Source organism: Paenibacillus sp. FSL H7-0326, assembly GCF_001955535.1.
GTDB lineage: Bacteria > Bacillota > Bacilli > Paenibacillales > Paenibacillaceae > Paenibacillus > Paenibacillus shunpengii.
This window is the reverse complement of record NZ_MPVN01000002.1, coordinates 710,797-731,057: the sequence shown is the minus strand read 5'-3', so window position 1 is coordinate 731,057 and position 20,261 is coordinate 710,797. Positions and strand designations below refer to the sequence as shown.

General features: G+C 46.4%; 20 protein-coding genes and 1 other annotated feature. Of the genes, 19 read left to right on the top strand and 1 reads right to left on the bottom strand.

Translation table 11 applies throughout. From position 1 onward, the window contains the following. Nucleotides 1-295: 295 nt before the first annotated feature. The 14 genes from ftsA (at nucleotide 296) to BK126_RS14260 (ending at nucleotide 14,002) form a co-directional block, all read left to right on the top strand. Complete coding sequence (gene ftsA, locus BK126_RS14325) at nucleotides 296-1,567, top strand: cell division protein FtsA (RefSeq protein ID WP_076313235.1); 1,272 nt, start codon at nucleotides 296-298, stop codon at nucleotides 1,565-1,567. A gap of 82 nt (nucleotides 1,568-1,649) precedes the next feature. Further along, entirely contained in the window at nucleotides 1,650-2,768 is a 1,119-nt protein-coding gene (gene ftsZ / locus BK126_RS14320) for a cell division protein FtsZ (RefSeq protein ID WP_076313234.1), read from the top strand. Between the two features lie 201 nt (nucleotides 2,769-2,969). Beyond that, nucleotides 2,970-3,935: a sigma-E processing peptidase SpoIIGA gene (gene spoIIGA, locus BK126_RS14315; RefSeq protein ID WP_076313233.1), complete on the top strand. Its 966-nt coding sequence runs from the start codon at nucleotides 2,970-2,972 to the stop codon at nucleotides 3,933-3,935. Between the two features lie 12 nt (nucleotides 3,936-3,947). Continuing rightward, on the top strand, nucleotides 3,948-4,670 hold the full coding sequence (gene sigE, locus BK126_RS14310; protein ID WP_047910874.1) for an RNA polymerase sporulation sigma factor SigE: 723 nt from the start codon (nucleotides 3,948-3,950) through the stop codon (nucleotides 4,668-4,670). A 102-nt stretch (nucleotides 4,671-4,772) separates the two neighbouring features. Beyond that, complete coding sequence (gene sigG / locus BK126_RS14305; protein ID WP_076313232.1) at nucleotides 4,773-5,555, top strand: RNA polymerase sporulation sigma factor SigG; 783 nt, start codon at nucleotides 4,773-4,775, stop codon at nucleotides 5,553-5,555. A 235-nt stretch (nucleotides 5,556-5,790) separates the two neighbouring features. Continuing rightward, nucleotides 5,791-6,096 (top strand): YlmC/YmxH family sporulation protein, encoded by a 306-nt coding sequence (locus BK126_RS14300; RefSeq protein ID WP_256209778.1) that lies wholly within the window; start codon nucleotides 5,791-5,793, stop codon nucleotides 6,094-6,096. A gap of 93 nt (nucleotides 6,097-6,189) precedes the next feature. Continuing rightward, nucleotides 6,190-7,059 carry a peptidoglycan editing factor PgeF gene (gene pgeF, locus BK126_RS14295; protein WP_076313230.1) on the top strand — a complete coding sequence of 290 codons (870 nt, stop codon included), beginning with the start codon at nucleotides 6,190-6,192 and terminating at the stop codon, nucleotides 7,057-7,059. A gap of 6 nt (nucleotides 7,060-7,065) precedes the next feature. Then, nucleotides 7,066-7,755, top strand: coding sequence for a YggS family pyridoxal phosphate-dependent enzyme (locus BK126_RS14290; RefSeq protein WP_076313229.1), 690 nt, complete (start codon nucleotides 7,066-7,068; stop codon nucleotides 7,753-7,755). A gap of 5 nt (nucleotides 7,756-7,760) precedes the next feature. Then, nucleotides 7,761-8,228, top strand: a complete 468-nt coding sequence (locus BK126_RS14285; protein ID WP_076313228.1) for a cell division protein SepF — start codon at nucleotides 7,761-7,763, stop codon at nucleotides 8,226-8,228. A 7-nt stretch (nucleotides 8,229-8,235) separates the two neighbouring features. Then, nucleotides 8,236-8,505 carry a YggT family protein gene (locus tag BK126_RS14280; RefSeq protein ID WP_256702846.1) on the top strand — a complete coding sequence of 90 codons (270 nt, stop codon included), beginning with the start codon at nucleotides 8,236-8,238 and terminating at the stop codon, nucleotides 8,503-8,505. A 35-nt stretch (nucleotides 8,506-8,540) separates the two neighbouring features. Continuing rightward, nucleotides 8,541-9,323 (top strand): YlmH family RNA-binding protein, encoded by a 783-nt coding sequence (locus BK126_RS14275; RefSeq protein WP_076313227.1) that lies wholly within the window; start codon nucleotides 8,541-8,543, stop codon nucleotides 9,321-9,323. 136 nt (nucleotides 9,324-9,459) lie between these two features. After that, entirely contained in the window at nucleotides 9,460-9,969 is a 510-nt protein-coding gene (locus BK126_RS14270) for a DivIVA domain-containing protein (protein WP_076313226.1), read from the top strand. Nucleotides 9,970-10,048: 79 nt separating this feature from the next. After that, nucleotides 10,049-10,323: a binding site (T-box leader), on the top strand. Between the two features lie 71 nt (nucleotides 10,324-10,394). After that, nucleotides 10,395-13,484, top strand: coding sequence for an isoleucine--tRNA ligase (ileS, locus tag BK126_RS14265; protein WP_076313225.1), 3,090 nt, complete (start codon nucleotides 10,395-10,397; stop codon nucleotides 13,482-13,484). A gap of 233 nt (nucleotides 13,485-13,717) precedes the next feature. Further along, complete coding sequence (locus BK126_RS14260; RefSeq protein ID WP_370510325.1) at nucleotides 13,718-14,002, top strand: DUF5665 domain-containing protein; 285 nt, start codon at nucleotides 13,718-13,720, stop codon at nucleotides 14,000-14,002. A 41-nt stretch (nucleotides 14,003-14,043) separates the two neighbouring features. On the opposite strand, the gene BK126_RS14255 is transcribed toward BK126_RS14260, so the two are convergent. Next, nucleotides 14,044-14,778, bottom strand: coding sequence for a TraR/DksA C4-type zinc finger protein (locus BK126_RS14255; protein ID WP_076313224.1), 735 nt, complete (start codon nucleotides 14,776-14,778; stop codon nucleotides 14,044-14,046). Between the two features lie 224 nt (nucleotides 14,779-15,002). Here BK126_RS14255 and lspA point away from each other — a divergent pair, with 224 nt between their 5' ends. The 5 genes from lspA (at nucleotide 15,003) to BK126_RS14230 (ending at nucleotide 20,175) form a co-directional block, all read left to right on the top strand. Then, complete coding sequence (gene lspA, locus BK126_RS14250; protein ID WP_076313223.1) at nucleotides 15,003-15,494, top strand: signal peptidase II; 492 nt, start codon at nucleotides 15,003-15,005, stop codon at nucleotides 15,492-15,494. 4 nt (nucleotides 15,495-15,498) lie between these two features. After that, on the top strand, nucleotides 15,499-16,440 hold the full coding sequence (locus BK126_RS14245) for an RluA family pseudouridine synthase (RefSeq protein ID WP_076313222.1): 942 nt from the start codon (nucleotides 15,499-15,501) through the stop codon (nucleotides 16,438-16,440). Nucleotides 16,441-16,658: 218 nt separating this feature from the next. Beyond that, complete coding sequence (locus BK126_RS14240) at nucleotides 16,659-17,912, top strand: LL-diaminopimelate aminotransferase (RefSeq protein ID WP_076313539.1); 1,254 nt, start codon at nucleotides 16,659-16,661, stop codon at nucleotides 17,910-17,912. Between the two features lie 797 nt (nucleotides 17,913-18,709). Then, nucleotides 18,710-19,264 (top strand): bifunctional pyr operon transcriptional regulator/uracil phosphoribosyltransferase PyrR, encoded by a 555-nt coding sequence (gene pyrR, locus BK126_RS14235; protein ID WP_076313221.1) that lies wholly within the window; start codon nucleotides 18,710-18,712, stop codon nucleotides 19,262-19,264. After that, nucleotides 19,261-20,175, top strand: coding sequence for an aspartate carbamoyltransferase catalytic subunit (locus BK126_RS14230; RefSeq protein WP_076313220.1), 915 nt, complete (start codon nucleotides 19,261-19,263; stop codon nucleotides 20,173-20,175). The genes pyrR and BK126_RS14230 overlap by 4 nt, the downstream gene beginning before the upstream one ends. Nucleotides 20,176-20,261: the final 86 nt, after the last annotated feature.

The window sequence follows — 20,261 nt, the reverse complement described above, 5'->3', positions numbered from 1 at the left end:
AAAAAATGTTACACTTTAAGCTATGTGCATCTTACTAACGTATCCTTCTTTTTTCTTCAGAATTTAATAGAATCATCGAGACGGTTTAAACCGTTAATAGACATAGACATACAGCAGAGTGAATCATGCAGCTATTAGGCTTGGAATCAAGCGTAAAGTTCATAATTACACCTAAGATGGTGGCACCTAAAAAATTTGTAGAAAAAAGAGGGAAAGCCTTAAACGTGTTGAATATGTAGAGAGTGTTGTAACTTGAGAACGTATATTACTATCGGAGTCAGGAGGTGCCACAGACTTGAGCAACAATGACATCATTGTTAGTTTGGACATCGGTACATCCAAAGTTCGAGCTATTATTGGGGAAATTAACAATGGAACCTTTAATATTATTGGAGTTGGATCTGCCGACTCAGAGGGGATTCGTAAGGGATCAATTGTAGACATTGACCAGACTGTACAGTCTATCCGCAATGCAGTAGATCATGCGGAGCGTATGGTTGGTATTCAAATATCCGAAGTATATGTCGGTATCTCCGGAAATCATATCGGACTTATGACAAGTCACGGCGTTGTGGCAGTATCGAATGAAGACCGTGAGATCGGTGAAGAAGACATGGAACGGGTGTTGAAGGCGGCTGAAGTGATTGCTATTCCGCCGGAACGTGAGATCATCGATGTAGTGGCAAGACAGTACGTAGTGGACGGTCTTGAGGGCATTCAGGATCCACGCGGCATGATCGGTGTAAGACTTGAGGTTGAAGCAACGATTATTACAGGTGCCAAGACAGCCATACATAACTTGCTTCGCTGCGTAGAGAAGTCGGGTCTGAAAGTGAAGGATCTTGTACTGATGTCTCTCGGAGCAGGCCTGCTGTCTCTGTCCAAGGATGAAAAGGGTATGGGATCTGCGTTGATCGATATCGGTGCAGGCGCGACCACGATAGCTGTGTTTGAGGAAGGCTCGATTGTCGCCACTTCTACACTTCCGATCGGTGGAGAGTTTGTTACCAATGATATTGCATACGGACTTCGTACATTGACTGAGCAAGCAGAGAAAGTAAAGCTGAAGTATGGATGTGCTTGGCTTGATGATGCAGCCAGAGATGTCGTATTCAAAGTCACTCGTATCGGCAGTAATGTGGATAAGGAGTTTACTCAAGAGGATCTGGCAGCGATTATTGAACCTCGTGTGCAGGAGATATTCCAAATGATTCATCAGGAAATGAAGAGACTCGGTTACACGGAGCTTCCCGGAGGTTATATATTAACGGGCGGCACGGTGGCTATGCCGGGTGTCTTGCAAGTTGCAAGGCATGAGCTTGCGGCTTCAGTAAGAGTGGCCGTACCAGACTTTATCGGGGTGCGCGACCCGGGTTATACTAGCGGTGTAGGTATCTTGCATAACGTGATTCGCAGTGCTAAAATCAGACCCGCAGCACCAACGAGCGGTGGAGGAAGCAATAACAAGAAGCCTACGAATCGTGTTAAGCCGAATCCGGCTCCGGAAGAAGAACATAAACCGGGGTTTTTCGAACGCATAAAAAATATGTTCAGTGAATTGATTTAACACCGATATATGAAATGGACAAGATTCATTTTTGATAAGTGGACGAGCCATCCATGCACACATGAGGGGGAGATGGAAAAGTATGTTGGAATTTGATTTCGAGATGGAGAGCTTGGCTCAGATAAAAGTAATAGGTGTCGGTGGCGGCGGAAGCAACGCTGTGAACCGAATGATTGAGAATGGTGTTCAAGGAGTCGAATTCATTACGGTCAACACAGATGCTCAAGCATTGCATCTTGCCCGTTCTGAACACAAACTGCAAATCGGCGATAAGCTGACAAGAGGGCTTGGTGCAGGTGCTAATCCTGAGGTTGGTAAGAAGGCAGCCGAGGAATCTCGTGACCTTATCGCTAACACGCTTAAGGGTGCGGATATGGTATTCGTAACAGCAGGCATGGGCGGGGGTACAGGTACAGGTGCAGCTCCTGTCATCGCTGAGATCGCCAAAGAGTGTGGAGCACTGACTGTTGGTGTCGTTACTCGCCCGTTCACGTTTGAAGGACGCAAGCGTTCGAACCAAGCAGAGCATGGTATAGAAGCACTGAAAGAAAAAGTAGATACACTGATCGTTATTCCGAATGATCGCTTGCTTGAGATTGTGGACAAGAAGACTCCGATGCTGGAGGCCTTCCGTGAAGCAGACAACGTTCTTCGTCAAGCCGTACAAGGTATTTCTGACCTTATCGCTGTTCCTGGATTGATTAACCTTGACTTTGCCGACGTGAAGACGATTATGACGGAGCGCGGCTCCGCCTTGATGGGGATCGGGATGGCAACAGGTGAGAACAGAGCAGCTGAGGCTGCCCGTAAAGCCATCATGAGTCCGCTGCTTGAAACCTCCATTGAAGGAGCTCGCGGTGTAATCATGAATATAACAGGTGGGGCTAACCTGTCACTATACGAAGTGAATGAAGCAGCTGAGATTGTAACCTCTGCATCAGACCCAGAAGTGAACATGATTTTCGGTGCCATTATTGATGAGAATTTGAAGGAAGAAATTAAGGTTACGGTGATTGCGACAGGATTCGAGAATAAGCCTGCTGCAGCTGCACCACCGGTTCGCAAGCCTGCTCAGCCGGAAACGCAGGAGAATCGTTCTTCTAACCTGAAGCCATTTGGCAATCAGCCTAGCTCTGATCAATTGGATATTCCGACGTTCTTGCGGAATCGCACCAGAAACAACGGCAATAATAACGAATAAATATCATTCAACAATGCAGCCTGCACAAGGCTGCATTTTTTTGTTTCCTGTCACTTTACGCCTTGTTCACGTCTTGAATAAGGTGAAAAATCCGACAAAAAAAGTTGCAATCCTCCTCCCAAGTTTAGACAGACTTTGAAAGTCTCCCTCCTTATACTGGTTATATTCTTTGATTCGATGATATAAGGGTGGTGAGAAAAACTGGTTGTATACATCGACTTGATTTTTCTGACCAACCTGCTGATTGACTGGGTCCTGTTATTCTTAACCGCTTGGATGCAGCGCCAGAAGCCAAAGTGGTGGCGAATGGTTATTGCTGCGGTCATTGGAGCTCTATATGTGGTCATGATGTTCGTACCCGAACTTACCTTTTTGTACACCTTTCTCATCAAGTTCGGTTTGTCATTATTGATGATTTGGACCGCCTTCGGATTCCATAGTCTGCAGAGCTTTATGAAGACGATCGGCTCCTTTTATGTCATCAATTTTGTGGCTGCAGGCGGTATACTCGGGGCGCATTATTTACTTCAAAGCTCAGGAGAGTTATTCAACGGAATACTATTCACTACAACGGGCGGCGTGTCGTTCGAACTTCAAGTAGGGTTCTGGTTTATGTTTATTGTCTTCTTTAGCGTTCTATTCATCTTTAGAGCGGTTCATTTGAACAAGAGGAAAGCAGATCAGATGACAGCGTTCTTCGGTGAAGTGAGTGTACGTATTGGGGAAGTTGAAGTGAGCTGCACAGGACTTGTGGATACAGGCAATCAGCTCACAGATCCGTTGACTCGCACGCCAGTCATGGTTATGGAAGCTGCATTATGGGATTCTTACCTGCCTGAGAACTGGAGAGGAAGGATCTCTCAGGTTCCCGCTGATCAGCTTGTTATGGAGCTTAGCGATGACTTCGATTGGCAGGATCGATTAAGGCTTGTCCCCTTTCGGGGGATCAACAAAGGAACGTCGTTTATGCTTGCAATGAAACCCGACTCGGTCATGATCAAGATGAATGGGACGTGCTATACGCCGGCTCGCACATTGATCGGTCTTGATGGAGGAACGCTCTCATCTGAAGGGAAATACAGGGCGATCATTCATCCGGAATATGTGCAGGACCCCATTATCAAACCATCTGCCAGTCAATCAGAAAAGCCGCTGAACGTGGTATAGGAGGAAGTATACATGCTTGTGAAATGGAAGCTCGCCGCACAGCTGCAGTATTACCGGTTCCTGTTTTTGTTCGGGCTGAAGAGTGAGGAGATTTATTATATTGGGGGAAGTGAAGCACTCCCGCCGCCGCTTACCAGGGAAGAAGAAGATTATTTACTGCAAAAGCTAAAAACAGGTGATCCGGCCATCCGGGCGATGCTGATCGAGCGCAACATCAGGCTAGTCGTCTATATTGCCCGCAAATTCGAGAACACAGGCATTAATATCGAAGATCTGATCTCAATTGGCGCCATCGGTTTGATTAAAGCCGTGAACACGTTTGATCCGGAGAAAAAAATTAAGCTGGCTACCTATGCGTCTCGTTGTATCGAGAACGAAATCTTGATGTATCTTCGCCGCAACAGCAAAATACGAACCGAGGTTTCTTTTGATGAGCCGCTGAACATTGATTGGGATGGCAATGAGCTGCTCTTGTCAGACGTGCTTGGTACGGAGAATGATACGATCTATCGCAACATTGAGGAACAGGTCGATCGCAAGCTGCTGCACAAGGCATTAGACAAGCTGACGGATCGGGAACGGATGATCATGGAGCTTCGTTTCGGTCTTCAGGATGGGGAAGAGAAGACGCAAAAAGATGTTGCGGATATGCTGGGTATCTCCCAATCTTACATCTCCAGACTTGAGAAGCGTATCATCAAGCGACTGCGCAAGGAGTTCAACAAAATGGTGTAAAATCAAGTCTTGGGTATAACTGGTAAGCGGCTGTAATTGGAATAAAAATACCTCTCCCGGAGATAATGTACATTAATGTTTCTCCTTGGGAGGTAAATCACGATGACCCGTAATAAAGTCGAGATTTGTGGCGTGGATACGTCGAAACTGCCGGTCCTAACCAACGTAGAAATGCGTGAGTTATTTACGAATCTTCAGCAAAATAATGAGCGCTCAGCTAGAGAGAAATTAGTGAATGGGAACCTGCGCCTCGTGCTCAGCGTCATTCAACGTTTCAATAACCGGGGAGAATTCGTTGACGATTTGTTCCAGGTTGGCTGTATTGGCCTCATGAAAGCCATTGATAACTTTGATTTGTCTCAGAATGTGAAGTTCTCCACCTATGCAGTACCGATGATTATCGGTGAAATTCGAAGATACCTGCGGGATAACAATCCGATTCGAGTTTCCAGATCCCTCCGGGATATTGCATATAAAGCATTGCAGGTCAGGGATGCGCTGACCAATATGAACTCTCGCGAGCCGACCATCTTTGAGATTTCCGAAGTGCTCAATGTGCCTAAAGAGGATGTTGTGTTCGCGCTTGACGCGATTCAGGACCCCGTGTCCTTGTTTGAGCCGATATATCATGACGGCGGTGACCCGATCTACGTGATGGACCAGATCAGTGATGATAAGAACAAGGATGTGTCGTGGATTGAGGAGATCGCACTTAGAGAAGCAATGCAGCGGCTAGGGCAGCGAGAAAAAATGATTCTATCCATGCGCTTTTTTGAAGGAAAGACCCAGATGGAAGTGGCTGATGAGATCGGTATTTCCCAGGCGCAGGTATCAAGACTTGAGAAATCAGCCATTCAGCAAATGCAAAAGCATGTTAAAACCTAATCGTAACAATAAGAGCTTGATTTAAAAAAGGATTGTATTGTATCATTTTCAAACTAACCTCCACTTTCGCGTATGCAGCGCGGAGCTGGAGGTTTTATTATTGTCCCAAGGCGACCAAGCCTGAATAAAAAAAAGGACATTTTGGGCGTTCCAAACATATATTGATATAAGGATTCAATTAATAAGAGCGGGATGTGAGGATAAGATGAGCTCAGGAGATCTGACGGTGAGAGCGATGAAAATATCGGATTTTCAAACCAAGGATGTCATTAATATTGTGGATGGGAAAAGACTGGGCCAAATCAGTGATCTGGAGCTGGACCTGCGGCAGGGACGCATTGAGTCCATCGTTGTACCCAGCTACAGCCGATTCATGGGGCTGTTTGGTGGAGGCGCAGATCTGATTATTCCTTGGCGAAATATTGTTAAGATCGGTTCGGACGTCGTGCTTGTGAAGATGGATGAAGTGAAGGAAGCGAAGCCTGAGGATGCCTATAACGAACGTACAGAGCGGCGCGAAGGGGAACGAAAGGGATTCTAGAAGGAGTCTAGTCTCCCCTAAAGAGACATGAGGGATGATTTTTTGGTACACTGGTATATATGTTCCTAAAGAAGAACGAGGTGATATACAAGCATGGAACCTTTTGTGTTGAATAATAAGGACAGTGGACCGAAGCTGTTTGCAATAGAGCCCTGGAATTACTATTCAAAAAGTAACGGACTTATTACGGGATATACAAGCCGTGCCGGAGGTGTCGGTACTGCACCATACAGCAGTCTCAACTGTGCTTATCATGTAGGAGACAACCCTGAGGATGTCATTGAGAATCGCAGGCGTATCGCTGAGGAGATTGGAATACCGGCAGAGGCGTGGACATGCGGTGAGCAAGTACATAAGAGTGAAATTGCCATCGTAACCGAAGCAGATCGAGGCAGGGGCTTCTTGAATCGGGAGTCAGCGATTCAGGATACGGACGGATTACTGACGAACGTCCGGGGTGTGCTGCTGACTTCATTTTATGCGGATTGTGTTCCGCTCTATTTCTATGATCCGGTCAACGAGGTGGTCGGTCTCGCCCATGCTGGATGGAAGGGGACGGTCCAGAAGATTGCAGAACGTATGATTGAACGGATGGAAGAGCATTATGGAAGTAAGCGAGCAGATATTCGGACGGCGATTGGCCCGTCGATCGGAAGCTGCTGCTATGAGGTTGATGATTATGTGATGGACCGGGTTAAGGTTTTGTACGAACTTGAACAGGGTAAAGATGAATATGAGGATTCTGCATACAGGAAGGCACATCAGCCTGCACCTGAAGGAAAAAGCATGCTTGACTTGAAAGAAGTCAATCGACACATTATGATGAAAGCAGGAATATTGCCGGATCATATCGAATGTACATCATGGTGTACAAGCTGCCACCCTGAGCTGTTCTTCAGTTATCGTAAGGAAGGCGGCATAACAGGCAGAATGGCAAGCTGGATTGGATTGGAAGAGAGGTGACCCTCCTTGTCACTGGAGGAGAGAATACAGTATGTGGATGAACGCATCCATGCTGCTTGTGAGGCAAGCGGACGTAATAGAGAAAGTGTGAATGTAATCGCGGTAACGAAGTATGTATCTGCCGAGATGACAGAGAAAGTGCTTGGCAGCGGACTGGTACATATTGGCGAGAACCGATGGCAAAATGCCGAGGAGAAATGGAATACGCTCGGCCATCGGGGGATATGGCATTTTATCGGACATCTTCAGACAAACAAAGTTAAGGATGTAATTGGCAAGTTTCCATATATCCATTCGTTAGACCGATTGTCTCTCGCTCGCGAGATCGAGAAGAAGGCAGCGCAGCTGGACATTAAAGTACAGTGTATGCTGCAGGTGAATATATCCGGTGAAGAATCGAAATATGGTCTTCAGCCCGAGCAGGCTGTTCCGCTGCTCAAAGAAATTCGTGAATTTAAGCATGTTCAAGTCGCCGGACTTATGACAATGGCCCCCTATGAAGAAGAAGCGGAACGGACGCGTCCCGTATTTCGTGGACTTCGTGAACTGAGAGACGACTTGAATAGACAAGCCCTGACCCATGAACCATTGACGGATCTGTCGATGGGAATGTCCAATGATTATGAGATTGCAATTCAGGAAGGTGCAACTTGGGTGAGGCTGGGAAGTGTTCTCGTAGGTAAAGAGGAGGGCTAAAGGAGATGAGTGTAGTGAATAAATTTATGAATTTTTTCGGTCTTCAAGAAGAAGAAGAGGTTGTAGAACGCGAGCAGGTTAACACACGCGTAGAAGAACCTGAACAAGAAGTTGAAACGCCGAGCTTTGATAAACGTAGAAACCAGAAGGGCAATAATGTCGTAAGCATTCATTCCCAAAAAAATGTAAAGGTCGTTCTGTACGAGCCGCGTAGTTACGATGAAGCACAGGAGATCGCCGATCATATCAAATCCCATCGGACCGTTGTTGTCAATTTGCAGCGTGTGCGTAAGGATCAGGCTCTTCGCATTATTGATTTTCTGAGCGGCACCGTTTATGCGCTTGGCGGAGGCATTTCCAAAATCGGCGGAAACATTTTTCTCTGTACACCCGACACCGTTGAAATACAAGGAACCATCGCGGAAATACTTACAGATCACGACAGCGAAGTAGATTACAACAGAATGAGGTGACAGGTTTTTGGAATTCGTATTTCAATTTGTTAACAGCTTGGTTACCATTTACTATTGGATGATCATTATTTACATCCTAATGTCTTGGCTGCCTAACGCAAGAGAGTCTAAGTTCGGAGAAATATTGGGCAAGCTTGTAGAGCCGTATCTAGCTCCTTTCCGTAGATTCATACCGCCTATTTTCGGAATGCTCGACATTTCGCCGATCATAGCCATCATTGCGCTGAGATATGCTGCAACAGGACTGTTAGCTATATTACAAGGAATATTTGCTTAGATCAGTTTTAAATGAATAGACAGGGTGATTATGAAATGCGTACAGACATTTATGAACATTTTCACCCCGATGAACGGGATTTTGTAGACAAGGCCTGGGAGTGGGTGGAACGTGCCGGACAGTATCATGAGATGAAGCTGACGGACTTTCTGGACCCGCGCCAGGCCTATATTTTGGATACGCTGGCGAATCGCAGAGGAGATGTACAAGTGCGTATGGAAGGCGGCTCTGCTAATGCGGAGCGTCAAAGAGCACTGATTGCTCCTGACTATGCTTATCTAGATGGTGAGGATATGGGACTTGCTATTCTAAGCATTACTTCGGCGGATCAAAAATTTCTGCAGCTCGATCACGGGGATTACATGGGGGCGCTGCTGAGCCTTGGGCTCAAACGTGGAAAGCTCGGTGACATTCACGTCCTGGATGACGGATGCCACACCGTTGTTGCCAGAGAGATCGCAGACTATTTCTCGCTTCATTTACACCAAGTGCATCGGATGAATGTATTTACGGACATACTGCCGATAGATCAGCTTCGGACGAGTGATGTTGCTCTCCAGATGATGGATCTGACGGTGGCTTCTTTGCGTTTGGACGGGATTGCAAGCGATGTGTATAGACTGAGCCGGAGCAAGATTCTTACACCGATTAAGGCAGGACGCTGCAAAGTGAACTGGAAGGTGGCAGAGGATCCATCCAAAATGCTGCAGGCAGGGGACGTCGTATCTGTCCAAGGCTTGGGGCGTTTTAAAGTGATGGAAACCGACGGAATGACCAAGAAAGGTCGGTTTCGTGTGAAAGTGGGTAAATTTGTGTAAATAGATTTGCAGGAATTCTTGTTTTCTTGTCGAAATCTTTAGGTCAGAGTTTATGAAATGATGTACTGGACCGATAAATAAAATGAAGTTCAATGCCTCTCTAATCAAGAGGTTAATACTATAGGAGGTGGACAGCATGCCACTAACGCCGCTGGACATACATAATAAGGAGTTTGCCCGCCGTATTCGTGGTTATGATGAGGATGAGGTCAATGAGTTTTTGGATCAAGTAATCAAAGACTACGAGGCTGTTATCCGTGAGAACAAGGAGCTAAGCACACAGTTGCTGTCCGTGCAGGAGAAGCTGGATCATTTTGCTAATATTGAGGAAACGCTCAGCAAGACCATTATTGTTGCGCAGGAAGCTGCTGATGAAGTGAAGAACAATTCGAAGAAGGAAGCTCAGCTCATTGTGAAGGAAGCAGAGAAGAATGCAGACCGGATCGTGAACGAAGCTTTATCTAAGTCACGCAAAATTTCGCTTGAAGTTGAGGAGCTCAAGAAGCAGGCTTCCATTTACCGAGCTCGTTTCCGCACGCTTGTTGAAGCTCAGCTGGAGCTGTTGAGTGTGGATGGCTGGGAAGCTCTGGAGAACCGGGAGCAGGAAGTTCGTGAGCGCGAGCGCGAAATGAAGGAAATTTACTAATACCAAATACACAGGTCATCTGTCAGGTTGACTTTTTGCTGTAAAGAGGCTATAAATATTGTTATATGTAAATTATAATACAGGTTTGATGATGGGAACCAGTAAGCTCATGAGCATTCGTTTACAGAGAGTTGGCGGTAGGTGCGAGCCAATAAAGCGGACCATGGCTGAATATCATCCCGGAGAAGTGAAGCTGAAAGCATGCTGCAGCAGCTGCAATTAAGCCGAACCGTGTGCCGAACGTTACATCGGCTCCTTATGGCAGTCACATAAGGATTAGAGCGCCGTTTATTTGTCACATGCAGACAGATGACGGAACTAGGGTGGTAACGCGAGAACAGTCTCGTCCCTTTTTGGGGCGGGGCTTTTTTATTTTTTCTTGAAGTTGTATTACACCAAAGGTAACTGATGAAAGGAAGAGATGGATGAAACGAGTTGACGTCAAGGAGAAGGCTCGCGCACGTGAGCAGCGAATCCTGGGAAAATGGCAGACGGAAGATACATTTAAGAAATCAATCGAGAATCGTGAAGGCAGACCTAATTATGTCTTCTATGAAGGACCGCCTACAGCGAATGGAGCACCACATATCGGTCACGTGCTGGGACGTGTAATTAAGGACTTTGTCGGCCGCTACCAAACGATGAACGGATACCGGGTTGTCCGCAAGGCAGGCTGGGATACGCATGGTCTTCCGGTGGAGCTCGGTGTAGAGAAACAGCTGGGAATCAGCGGAAAACAAGAAATTGAGAATTATGGTGTTGAAGAATTCATTAAGAAATGTAAAGAGAGCGTATTCGTATATGAGCATAAATGGCGTGAGCTGACGGAAGCGATCGGATACTGGACGGATCTGGATCATCCTTATGTAACACTGGATAACACCTACATCGAGAGTGTATGGAACATCCTGGCTACGATTCATGACAAAGGCCTGCTCTATCGGGGCCACCGGGTAAGCCCTTATTGCCCGTGCTGCCAGACGACACTCAGCTCTCACGAAGTGGCACAAGGCTATGAGGATGTGAAGGACCTTAGTGCAACAGCGAAGTTCAAGCTTCATGACCGTGATGAGTACATCCTGGCTTGGACAACGACGCCTTGGACACTCCCGTCTCACGTTGCGCTTGCTGTTAACCCGGAAATGGAATACGCACGTGTTAAGCAGGAAGACGGAATTTATATCGTAGCGAAAAATCTCGTCGAGAAAGTGATGAAGGGTGACTACGAGGTGCTGTCCACCTTGCAAGGCTCTGAGCTTGTTGGCTTGACTTATACTCCGCCGTTCAACTATATTTCAGCCGAAAAAGCGAATATCGTGGTTGGAGCAAGCTTTGTTACGGATGCCAGCGGTACAGGGATTGTTCATATGGCTCCCGCTCATGGTGAGGATGACTACAAGACTTGTCGTGAGAATGGAATCAGCTTTGTCAGTGTCGTGAATTCGGAAGGGAAGTATACCGAGGAAGTTACCGATTTCGCCGGACGTTTTGTTAAGGATTGCGATCTTGATATCGTGAAGCATCTGTCTGAGCAGGGTCTGCTGTACAGCAAGGAAAAAATTGAGCACAGCTATCCATTCTGCTGGCGCTGTAAATCTCCTCTTCTGTACTATGCTATGGACAGCTGGTTTATTGAAACGACGGCAGTAAAGGATCAGCTGATCGCCAACAACAATACGGTGAACTGGTATCCAGGACACGTACGTGAAGGACGTTTTGGTAAGTTCCTTGAGGATTTGGTGGATTGGAACATCAGTCGTAACCGTTACTGGGGTACTCCGCTGAACGTGTGGGTATGTCAGGATTGTGGAGGCCAGTTCGCTCCTCACAGCCACGAAGAGCTGCGCAAGCATGCGACCTCTGAAGTAAGTCCGGAGCTTGAGCTTCATAAGCCTTACGTTGATGAAGTGAAGGTACATTGTACACACTGTGAGAATGGAGTTATGGAACGGACCTCAGAAGTGATCGATGTGTGGTTTGACAGCGGGTCGATGCCGTATGCACAGCATCATTATCCGTTTGAGAACAAAGAGACGTTCGAACAGCAATATCCTGCGGACATGATCTGTGAAGGAATTGATCAGACTCGCGGCTGGTTCTACAGCCTGCTGGCTGTTTCTACTTTGTTCACAGGTAAAGCACCTTATAAGGCTGTAATGGCAACAGGTCATATTTTGGATGAGAACGGGCAGAAGATGTCCAAATCCAAAGGAAATGTAATTGATCCTTGGGAAATCATTGAGGAGTATGGTACGGATGCATTCCGCTGGGCGCTCCTTGCAGACAGTGCTCCATGGAACAGCAAGCGTTTCTCCAAGGGCATCGTCGGAGAAGCCAAATCCAAAGTCATTGACACGATTGTTAATACCCATGCCTTCCTTGCGCTCTATGCTGACATTGATGGATATGATCCAGAGAAGCATCCATTCGAAGGATCCGAGAATAAGCTGGATCGCTGGGTGCTGTCACGCCTGAACTCCCTCATTGCAAAAGTAAGCAAGGGACTTCAGGTGAATGACTTCCTGAATGCGGCGAAAGCGATTGAAGTATTTGTCGACGAATTGAGTAACTGGTATATCCGCCGTTCCCGTGACCGGTTCTGGGGCAGCGGTCTGACTGAGGATAAGCTTGCAGCGTATGGCACACTGACAGAGGTACTCTTAACGTTGTCTAAGCTGATGGCTCCATTTACACCGATGCTGTCCGAAGATGTCTACGGTAACCTTGGAGGAAAGGGCAGCGTGCATCTGACCGATTATCCGGTAGCGAATGAAGCTCTGATTGATGAGAAGCTGGAGCAGGATATGGAAACGGCTCGTAACATTGTTGAGCTTGCACGGAATGTTCGTAACGAGACAGGGATCAAGACCCGTCAGCCGTTGTCGGCCCTCATTGTATCGCTCAGTCATGACTTTGATCTCCCTGGCTATGAAGAAATCATCAAGGATGAGATTAACGTGAAGAGTATTGAGGTGGAGACGAGCGACAGTGGATTTGTTGACTTTACACTTAAGCTTAATCTGAAAGTAGCAGGTAAGAAATACGGCAAGAATGTAGGCTTCCTGCAAAATCATTTTAAAGCGATGAGTGCAGAAGATACTCGTTCAGTTGTTGAAGCCGGCCAGTTCAATATCGTTTCACCGGACGGAGCAGAGCTGGAAGTGACTAGCGAAGAGCTGTTGATTGAGAAAAAAGCAAAAGAAGGCTTTGCGGCAGCTTCCGGCTATGGACTGACCGTTGCATTGAATACGGAGATAACGCCTGAGCTTGAACAGGAAGGTCTGGTTCGTGAGGTGGTCCGTGCGGTACAGGATACGCGTAAGAAGCTTGATCTTCCGATTGAGAAGCGTGTAAACCTGACACTGGATGTGGATCATGAGCTGAGAACAGCGATTGAAGCTTTTGAATCCGTCCTTCGCGAGAACGTATTGGTTACGGATTTGGCGTTTGGCGCATCGGATGATATGGAACAGGTAGAAGCCGGTTTGAGAACGATTGGTGTGAAGATTCACTAGAAAAAATAAGGAAGCTTTTCCGGCTAAAATGCCGGTAAAGCGGACATAATAGCAAAGAATTGCATGTGAAAGCGAGCCGCTAATGCCGAAGGATAACTCCCTCGTCTTACGGCTCGTTTCATATTTACTGAAATAATTGAAGGAATGAGGCCTTTTTCGTTATGAACAATATTCGGCGAAGATCACGCATTCGTCAGCATTATTCCGCAGAAGTGAAGCAAATGGACGAACAGATGGATGAGATGCATAGTGTTCTTCAGAAGCTCGCTCTTGATCTGGAGAAATCAAGGATTGCAGATTATACGAGACTGCTGCACAAGCCTCTGCGACTGATCTGGCTTAATTTGTTATCCGGAACAGCAAGAGGGGTCGGGATTGCGATCGGATTCACCTTTTTTGCTGCGACAATTGTGTATGTTCTTCAGCTGCTTGGCGCGCTGAATTTACCGATTGTCGGGGATTACATTGCCGATATTGTCCGCATCGTACAGAGACAATTGGAGCTGGATACATATTAGAGCGCTTAAGCATTAGATGGTATTCGCTCTAGGCAGACGAACTATAGTTCATCTTCAATAACATCCGGCTCCAAAATGCTCATGCCCTCGTGATTCTCCAAATATCTTCTGTACTGCTTGTTGCGTACAACGGATACGTTCTGGCCGTAAATGTCTGTCGCGAGAAAGCTCTCATACGCTTCAACACAGCCATCAATCTCCTCGGCAGCCTCCATGTACATGGCATCATAATCATCGTTATTGTTGCCTTCCTGAAGAGCGGGGCTGTTGGAATTTCCGTAATTTTCGAGAATCTGCCAGGTATCTTCACCATCAAATCCATTCTGGGTATCCTTTTCATCCAGGCTTGTTCTGCCGAACGGAGGGCTTAGAAATTCCTCCTCGATCGGACGGTCCTCAGATACCGAGGTTTCAGGCGCATGCTCTCTACAATAAATGGTATACGGTACTGCATTTAGGCGTTCATAAGGAATCGGCTTGCTGCATACGGCGCATATACCGTAATCGCCCTCTTCCATATGATTCAGCGCGCTTGTGATTCGTTCAAGCATAAATTCATCGTGCTCATTCAGCGAAATATCTTTTTCACGTTCATACATTTCTGTTGCAACATCACCCGGGTGATTATCAAAAGTCGTTAACTCTCCGGATTCATAACGTGTTGATCCACTAAGCCCGTAATGATCGGATTCCTTCTCGCGCTGCTCGATATCGTGTTGCTGCTCAAGAAGCTGCTTCTTCAAGCTGTTCCATTCCTGCTTCGTCAGATGCGTCATGGCGGTCTACTCCTTTAGTTGAACTTATCCTTCATCGGTTTGTCTGTATAGAGTGTGCTGATTTGTTCAATTTTAGAGAAGGAGGATTTTGCAAAAATGATTCACCATGGCCGTCCATTCCCAGGAGCCAGCTTAAAATAGACGCTGTTCGTGACCTTGTGCTACAATATACGAGGCATTACCCATGGAATGGTAAAAGAGAAGGATCGGAGTGACAAAAAAAGGTGATATATTATGTCATTGCACTAATTGTTTTTCTAGTGGACCAGGGTACAAAATGGCTTGTTGCAACTCGGATGACCATTGGGGAGGAAATATCCGTAATTGGCGATTTCTTCTTGATCACTTCCCATCGGAATCGTGGAGCGGCCTTCGGTATTTTGCAGGGTCAGACGTGGTTCTTTATCGTGGTAACAACGATTGTAGCTGTAGCCTTGATCTGGTATATCTACAAGGTGAAATCACAGCCGGATAAAATATTACCTGTAGCTCTTGCTATGGTGCTTGGCGGTGCACTTGGCAACTTTATCGATCGACTGCTGATGGGCGAGGTTGTCGATTTCTTTAAATTTAATTTTGGAAGCTACACCTTTCCGATCTTTAATATCGCCGATTCTGCGATTGTCGTCGGTGTAGGCTTAATCATATTGGACACACTGCTTGAATCAAGACGTGAGAAGCAGGCGGCACAGAGCCAAGAGGAAGGGAAGGAATAAATCTATGACAGATCGGTCCGATCAGGAATCAGGCCAGGACATCCAAGAATGGACCGTTGAGGCGGATTTCGCTAAGGAACGAATTGATAAATATATTGCTGACAGTATGGAGGGCGTATCGCGTTCCCAGGTTCAAATCTGGATTGGTGATGGTCAGGTGACCGTGAACGGCAGCCAAGTAAAGTCGAACTATAAACTGGCGGCTGGAGACAAGATTGTGCTTGTTGTACCCGAGGTTGCTGCAGTCGAAATACTGCCCGAGAATATCCCGCTTGAAGTGGTTTATGAAGATTCGAGTGTCATTGTGGTAAATAAGCAGAGAGGTCTCGTTGTACATCCCGCGCCAGGCCACGCCTCGGGCACGTTAGTAAATGCACTGATGTATCATTGCCATGACCTGTCTGGTATCAACGGAGAACTGCGTCCAGGTATTGTACACAGAATTGATAAGGATACGTCAGGACTTCTGATGGCTGCGAAGAATGATAAAGCCCATGCATCGCTTGCGGCTCAGCTTAAAGACCATAGTGTCAATAGACGTTATATTGCACTGGTTCATGGACATGTTCAGCATGATCAGGGGACCATTGATGCGCCTATTGGCCGTGATGCACACGATCGGAAGATGTTTACCGTAACGGAGCGTAACAGCAAGCATGCGGTGACTCATTTTTCCGTGATGGAGCGGCTTGGGGATTACACCTTGTTAGAGCTCAAGCTGGAGACCGGAAGAACACATCAAATTCGGGTGCATATGAAGTTTATTGGTCATCCGCTTGTTGGAGATCCGATGTATGGACGAAGCAAGGGTGTGAAGATGAATGGACAAGCATTACATGCGGCAACGCTGGGCTTCGTTCATCCGGATTCAGGCGAAACACTGGAATTTAACGCCCCTCTGCCTCAAGATATGGAAGATGTACTCGCTTCACTTCGAAGCAGATAAGCTGTTCATTTATATGTTCGATTCTTATATAGAAACCGAAAGGGCCGCAGTGATGTGCGGCCCTTTCTTTATGATTTATTGAGAAGAGAAACTACAGCATGCCTGAATATTTCATGGTGATTGAATGCAAACTGGTGGAAAACCTCAATCCAATGGGTAATAAGTGTGACAGGCATTTTCCGAAATGCAAACTGGTTACAAGGGAGGATGGGACACTCATGAGCATTGACAAATACCAAGAAACGTATATTCAGAATTGCTTTGCTGATCGAATCGGCGGTCCGAACTATGGTAAATCGGCAAACAACAATAAATTGGATATAATCAAACGCGCAATGGCAGCGGCGAATAAAAATTTTCCCGACATTGAACTGATTAACCTGGGCGCTTACGATCCAAATGAAATGATGGATACAGGAATCGCTGCGACACTAGCTGCAGAGGCTGCGAAGCCGGAAAATCGCGGGTATGCAAATAATGGAATTCCAGAATTTAAAGAAGCGGCTGCAGCATATCTTGCAGAGGTATTCGGTGTAGAAGATATCGATCCTGAGACGGAGGTCGTTTATTCCTCCGGATCCAACTCCGCTCTGGCCATCATTCCTTCTGCATTTATCAATCCAGGTGATGTTGCTGTTCTGACTGTGCCGGGTTACCCTGCTATGGGAGCGCATACGAAGTATTTGGGCGGAGAGGTTTACAATGTTCAATTGACCAAAGAGAACCATTTCCTGCCCGACCTCGCTTCGATTCCAGAAGAGATTGCCCTTCGTACGAAGCTGATTTATTTGAATTATCCGAACAATCCAACAGGTGCTAGCGCAACAGCTGAATTCTTCACTGAAGTTATCGAGTGGGCTAAGAAGTACAATGTGATTGTAGTGCATGATGCAGCTTATGCAGCTCTTACGTATGATGGTCTCAAGCCATTCAGCTTCTTGTCTGTACCAGGTGCCAAAGATGTGGGCGTAGAGCTTCATTCCCTCTCCAAGTCGTTCAATATGTCAGGCTGGAGCATGGGGTTTGCAGCGGGGAATCCGCTTGTTGTAAAGGCGTTCAGCGAAATAAAAGACAATCATGATTCAGGGCAATCTATGGCTATTCAAAAAGCAGCTGCTTATGGACTTGCACATCCAGAAATTACGTTGAAAATGACAGAGAAGTACTCCCGTCGTCATGATATGCTGGTACAGGCATTAAATGAGCTGGGCTTCCGAGTAGAGAAGCCAAAAGGTTCCGTCTACTTGTACGTTGAAGCTCCATCAGGAATTGTTGGGGGCCGGCGTTTTGAATCCGCTGAAGACTTCTCCCAGTTTCTGATACGTGAGAAGCTCATTTCTTCTGTTCCGTGGGACGATGCCGGTCATTTTGTCCGTTTCTCTGTTACATTCGAAGCAAGCGGTGAAGAAGAGGAGCAGCGTGTAATCGGTGAAATAAAACGCCGGCTAAGTGATATTCAGTTCGAATTCTAATCCTAATCCCAATATACCATGTGGTACCTTTCATAGTTTTGTCACGGATTGATTAATAAAAGTCCTCTGAATTGAGGTAAACTATATATAAGAAATCCATGAAGGAGGCATAATTTTATGGAATTTATCGCAATGATCGCAGTTATTATGGTCTTGGGCGGAATCGGTATTACAGCTATGTTCCGCAGACTTGCCAAGGATGACCATTAATTATTAAATACGTACGGTAAGAGACCCTTTGTTTAGGGGTCTCTTTTTTTTGCGTACAATGCCTGAATCCGGTTAATGAGGATCGCTCCAAAGGTCACTGTGCAGATAATTAAGCATCAAAAAAGAACAGTGGATAAATATACGAACTTATTGTATAATTATTAAAAATAATGAATGTTTAATGTATATTTCTCTGATAATTTTGTATAAATCTCATCGCTGTGTAATGTTTATTACTTCACTTGGTGCTTCTTTTTGGTTAAGGTGTTGACAGAGGATAAGCTTTCTGTCATAATTCATGTCGATGAAAAATTGCGTAGGAATGTGAGTAATCCAGAGAGGTTACATGCCGGCGCAATAACATGAATAGCACCTTTAAATCAGTCCCGTGAGACTGGCAAGGTAACGTGATTGGACCCGGATCTTTAGCTGCGGCTGCTGTTTCCGTATGTCCTTTAGAGCTTAGTAACCCGGCGTGCGTAGCCGTGGTTTTGAGACTCCTTGCCCAAGTTTAACGGCAGGGAGTTTTTTTTATCTCATCACGGGACCATAAGAAAGCAAGGAAACCCAGGAGGAGGTTAAACAACATGAGCGGTGAAGCACACGTCATTATGGATGAGATCGCAATTCGCAGAGCACTCACCCGGATTGCACATGAGATTTTGGAGAAAAACAAAGGGATTGAAGGCTGTATTCTTGTCGGCATCCGCACACGCGGTGTATATCTCGCAGAACGCATCGCAGCAAAGATCGAGGAAATTGAAGGGAAGAAGGTTCCCTGCATTGACCTCGATGTCACCCCTTATCGGGATGACCGGAATGTGGAGGCAGATGTAAGACAAAGTATGAAGCAGCAGCTGGACATTGACATTCACAATAAAAAAGTAATTTTGTTCGACGATGTCCTCTACACAGGCAGAACCATTCGTGCTGCAATGGATGCCTTGATGGATATCGGCCGCCCCCAAATGATACAGCTTGCCGTACTTGCAGACCGCGGTCATCGCGAGCTGCCGGTTAGACCTGATTTTATCGGGAAGAATGTTCCTTCCTCAAGATCGGAATCGATCGAGGTTGCTCTGATCGAAGTTGATGGTAAAGACGAAGTCACCATTAATCAGAACCGGGGGAATGAAGCATGATACTAACTGCAAAAAGTATTAGAGAGCGCAGCCTGCTGGGACTGAAGGGTCTGGCAGCAAGTGAGATCGAGTCAATTCTGGATCGGGCGGCACACTGGGATAAACAAGAGGAGAAGCTTGTTCCGGTGCTTGCGTCCAAATTCGTAGCAAACATGTTTTTTGAGAACAGCACACGTACGAGATTTTCTTTTGAAATGGCGGAGAAACGACTGGGTGCTGAAGTATTAAATTTCGCTGCGGCGGCTTCCAGTGTAGCGAAGGGAGAGTCGATCTACGATACGGTACGCACGCTTGAATCGATGGGAATTGACGCTGGCGTGATTCGATTGAAGCCGGAAGGTGTACTTGCGCAGCTTGCTGAGAAGGTGAAAGTGCCCCTGGTTAACGCAGGAGACGGGAATAACGAGCATCCAACACAGGCGCTTCTGGATCTGTATACCATGCGTCAGACTTTTGGAAGCCTCAAGGGACTGAATGTGTCCATCATCGGAGACATCAAGCACAGCCGAGTAGCACGCTCCAATCTGTGGGCCTTGCAAAAACTTGGCGCGAACGTGAAGTTCTGTGCACCAGACATGATGAAGGCTCCTGAGCTCGAAGCACACGCGCCCTATATCAGCATTAATGAAGCACTCAAGGCGGATGTAGTCATGATGCTGAGAGTTCAGCTGGAAAGACATGATAAAGGCATTGATATGAAGGCAGATGAGTATCGTGAGCAGTTCGGACTTACAGAAGAGCGTGCCGCGAAGCTGAATCCAAGCACAATTATCATGCACCCTGCTCCGGTAAACCGGAATGTTGAAATTGATGACGCGGTCGTAGAGAGTCCGGCTTCCCGGATCTTCCCGCAAATGTCGAACGGAGTTCCAATCCGGATGGCGGTTATGGAACGCGCATTGCTTCTATAAATAGGAATGAGAGTAGAAGACAAGACAGAGTAAAATATCAGCTACCAACATTAAACAGGTACAAACATCTTGAATAACGTAGATGG

Bases quoted from the DNA above. Each gene is read 5' to 3' on its own strand.
- ftsZ (WP_076313234.1), top strand. From the start codon at position 1,650: ATGTTGGAATTTGATTTCGAGATGGAGAGCTTGGCTCAGATAAAAGTA.
- sigE (WP_047910874.1), top strand. From the start codon at position 3,948: ATGCTTGTGAAATGGAAGCTCGCCGCACAGCTGCAGTATTACCGGTTC.
- sigG (WP_076313232.1), top strand. From the start codon at position 4,773: ATGACCCGTAATAAAGTCGAGATTTGTGGCGTGGATACGTCGAAACTG.
- BK126_RS14300 (WP_256209778.1), top strand. From the start codon at position 5,791: ATGAAAATATCGGATTTTCAAACCAAGGATGTCATTAATATTGTGGAT.
- pgeF (WP_076313230.1), top strand. From the start codon at position 6,190: ATGGAACCTTTTGTGTTGAATAATAAGGACAGTGGACCGAAGCTGTTT.
- BK126_RS14285 (WP_076313228.1), top strand. From the start codon at position 7,761: ATGAGTGTAGTGAATAAATTTATGAATTTTTTCGGTCTTCAAGAAGAA.
- BK126_RS14275 (WP_076313227.1), top strand. From the start codon at position 8,541: ATGCGTACAGACATTTATGAACATTTTCACCCCGATGAACGGGATTTT.
- BK126_RS14270 (WP_076313226.1), top strand. From the start codon at position 9,460: ATGCCACTAACGCCGCTGGACATACATAATAAGGAGTTTGCCCGCCGT.
- ileS (WP_076313225.1), top strand. From the start codon at position 10,395: ATGAAACGAGTTGACGTCAAGGAGAAGGCTCGCGCACGTGAGCAGCGA.
- BK126_RS14260 (WP_370510325.1), top strand. From the start codon at position 13,718: ATGGATGAGATGCATAGTGTTCTTCAGAAGCTCGCTCTTGATCTGGAG.
- BK126_RS14255 (WP_076313224.1), bottom strand. From the start codon at position 14,778: ATGACGCATCTGACGAAGCAGGAATGGAACAGCTTGAAGAAGCAGCTT.
- BK126_RS14245 (WP_076313222.1), top strand. From the start codon at position 15,499: ATGACAGATCGGTCCGATCAGGAATCAGGCCAGGACATCCAAGAATGG.
- BK126_RS14240 (WP_076313539.1), top strand. From the start codon at position 16,659: ATGAGCATTGACAAATACCAAGAAACGTATATTCAGAATTGCTTTGCT.
- pyrR (WP_076313221.1), top strand. From the start codon at position 18,710: ATGAGCGGTGAAGCACACGTCATTATGGATGAGATCGCAATTCGCAGA.
- BK126_RS14230 (WP_076313220.1), top strand. From the start codon at position 19,261: ATGATACTAACTGCAAAAAGTATTAGAGAGCGCAGCCTGCTGGGACTG.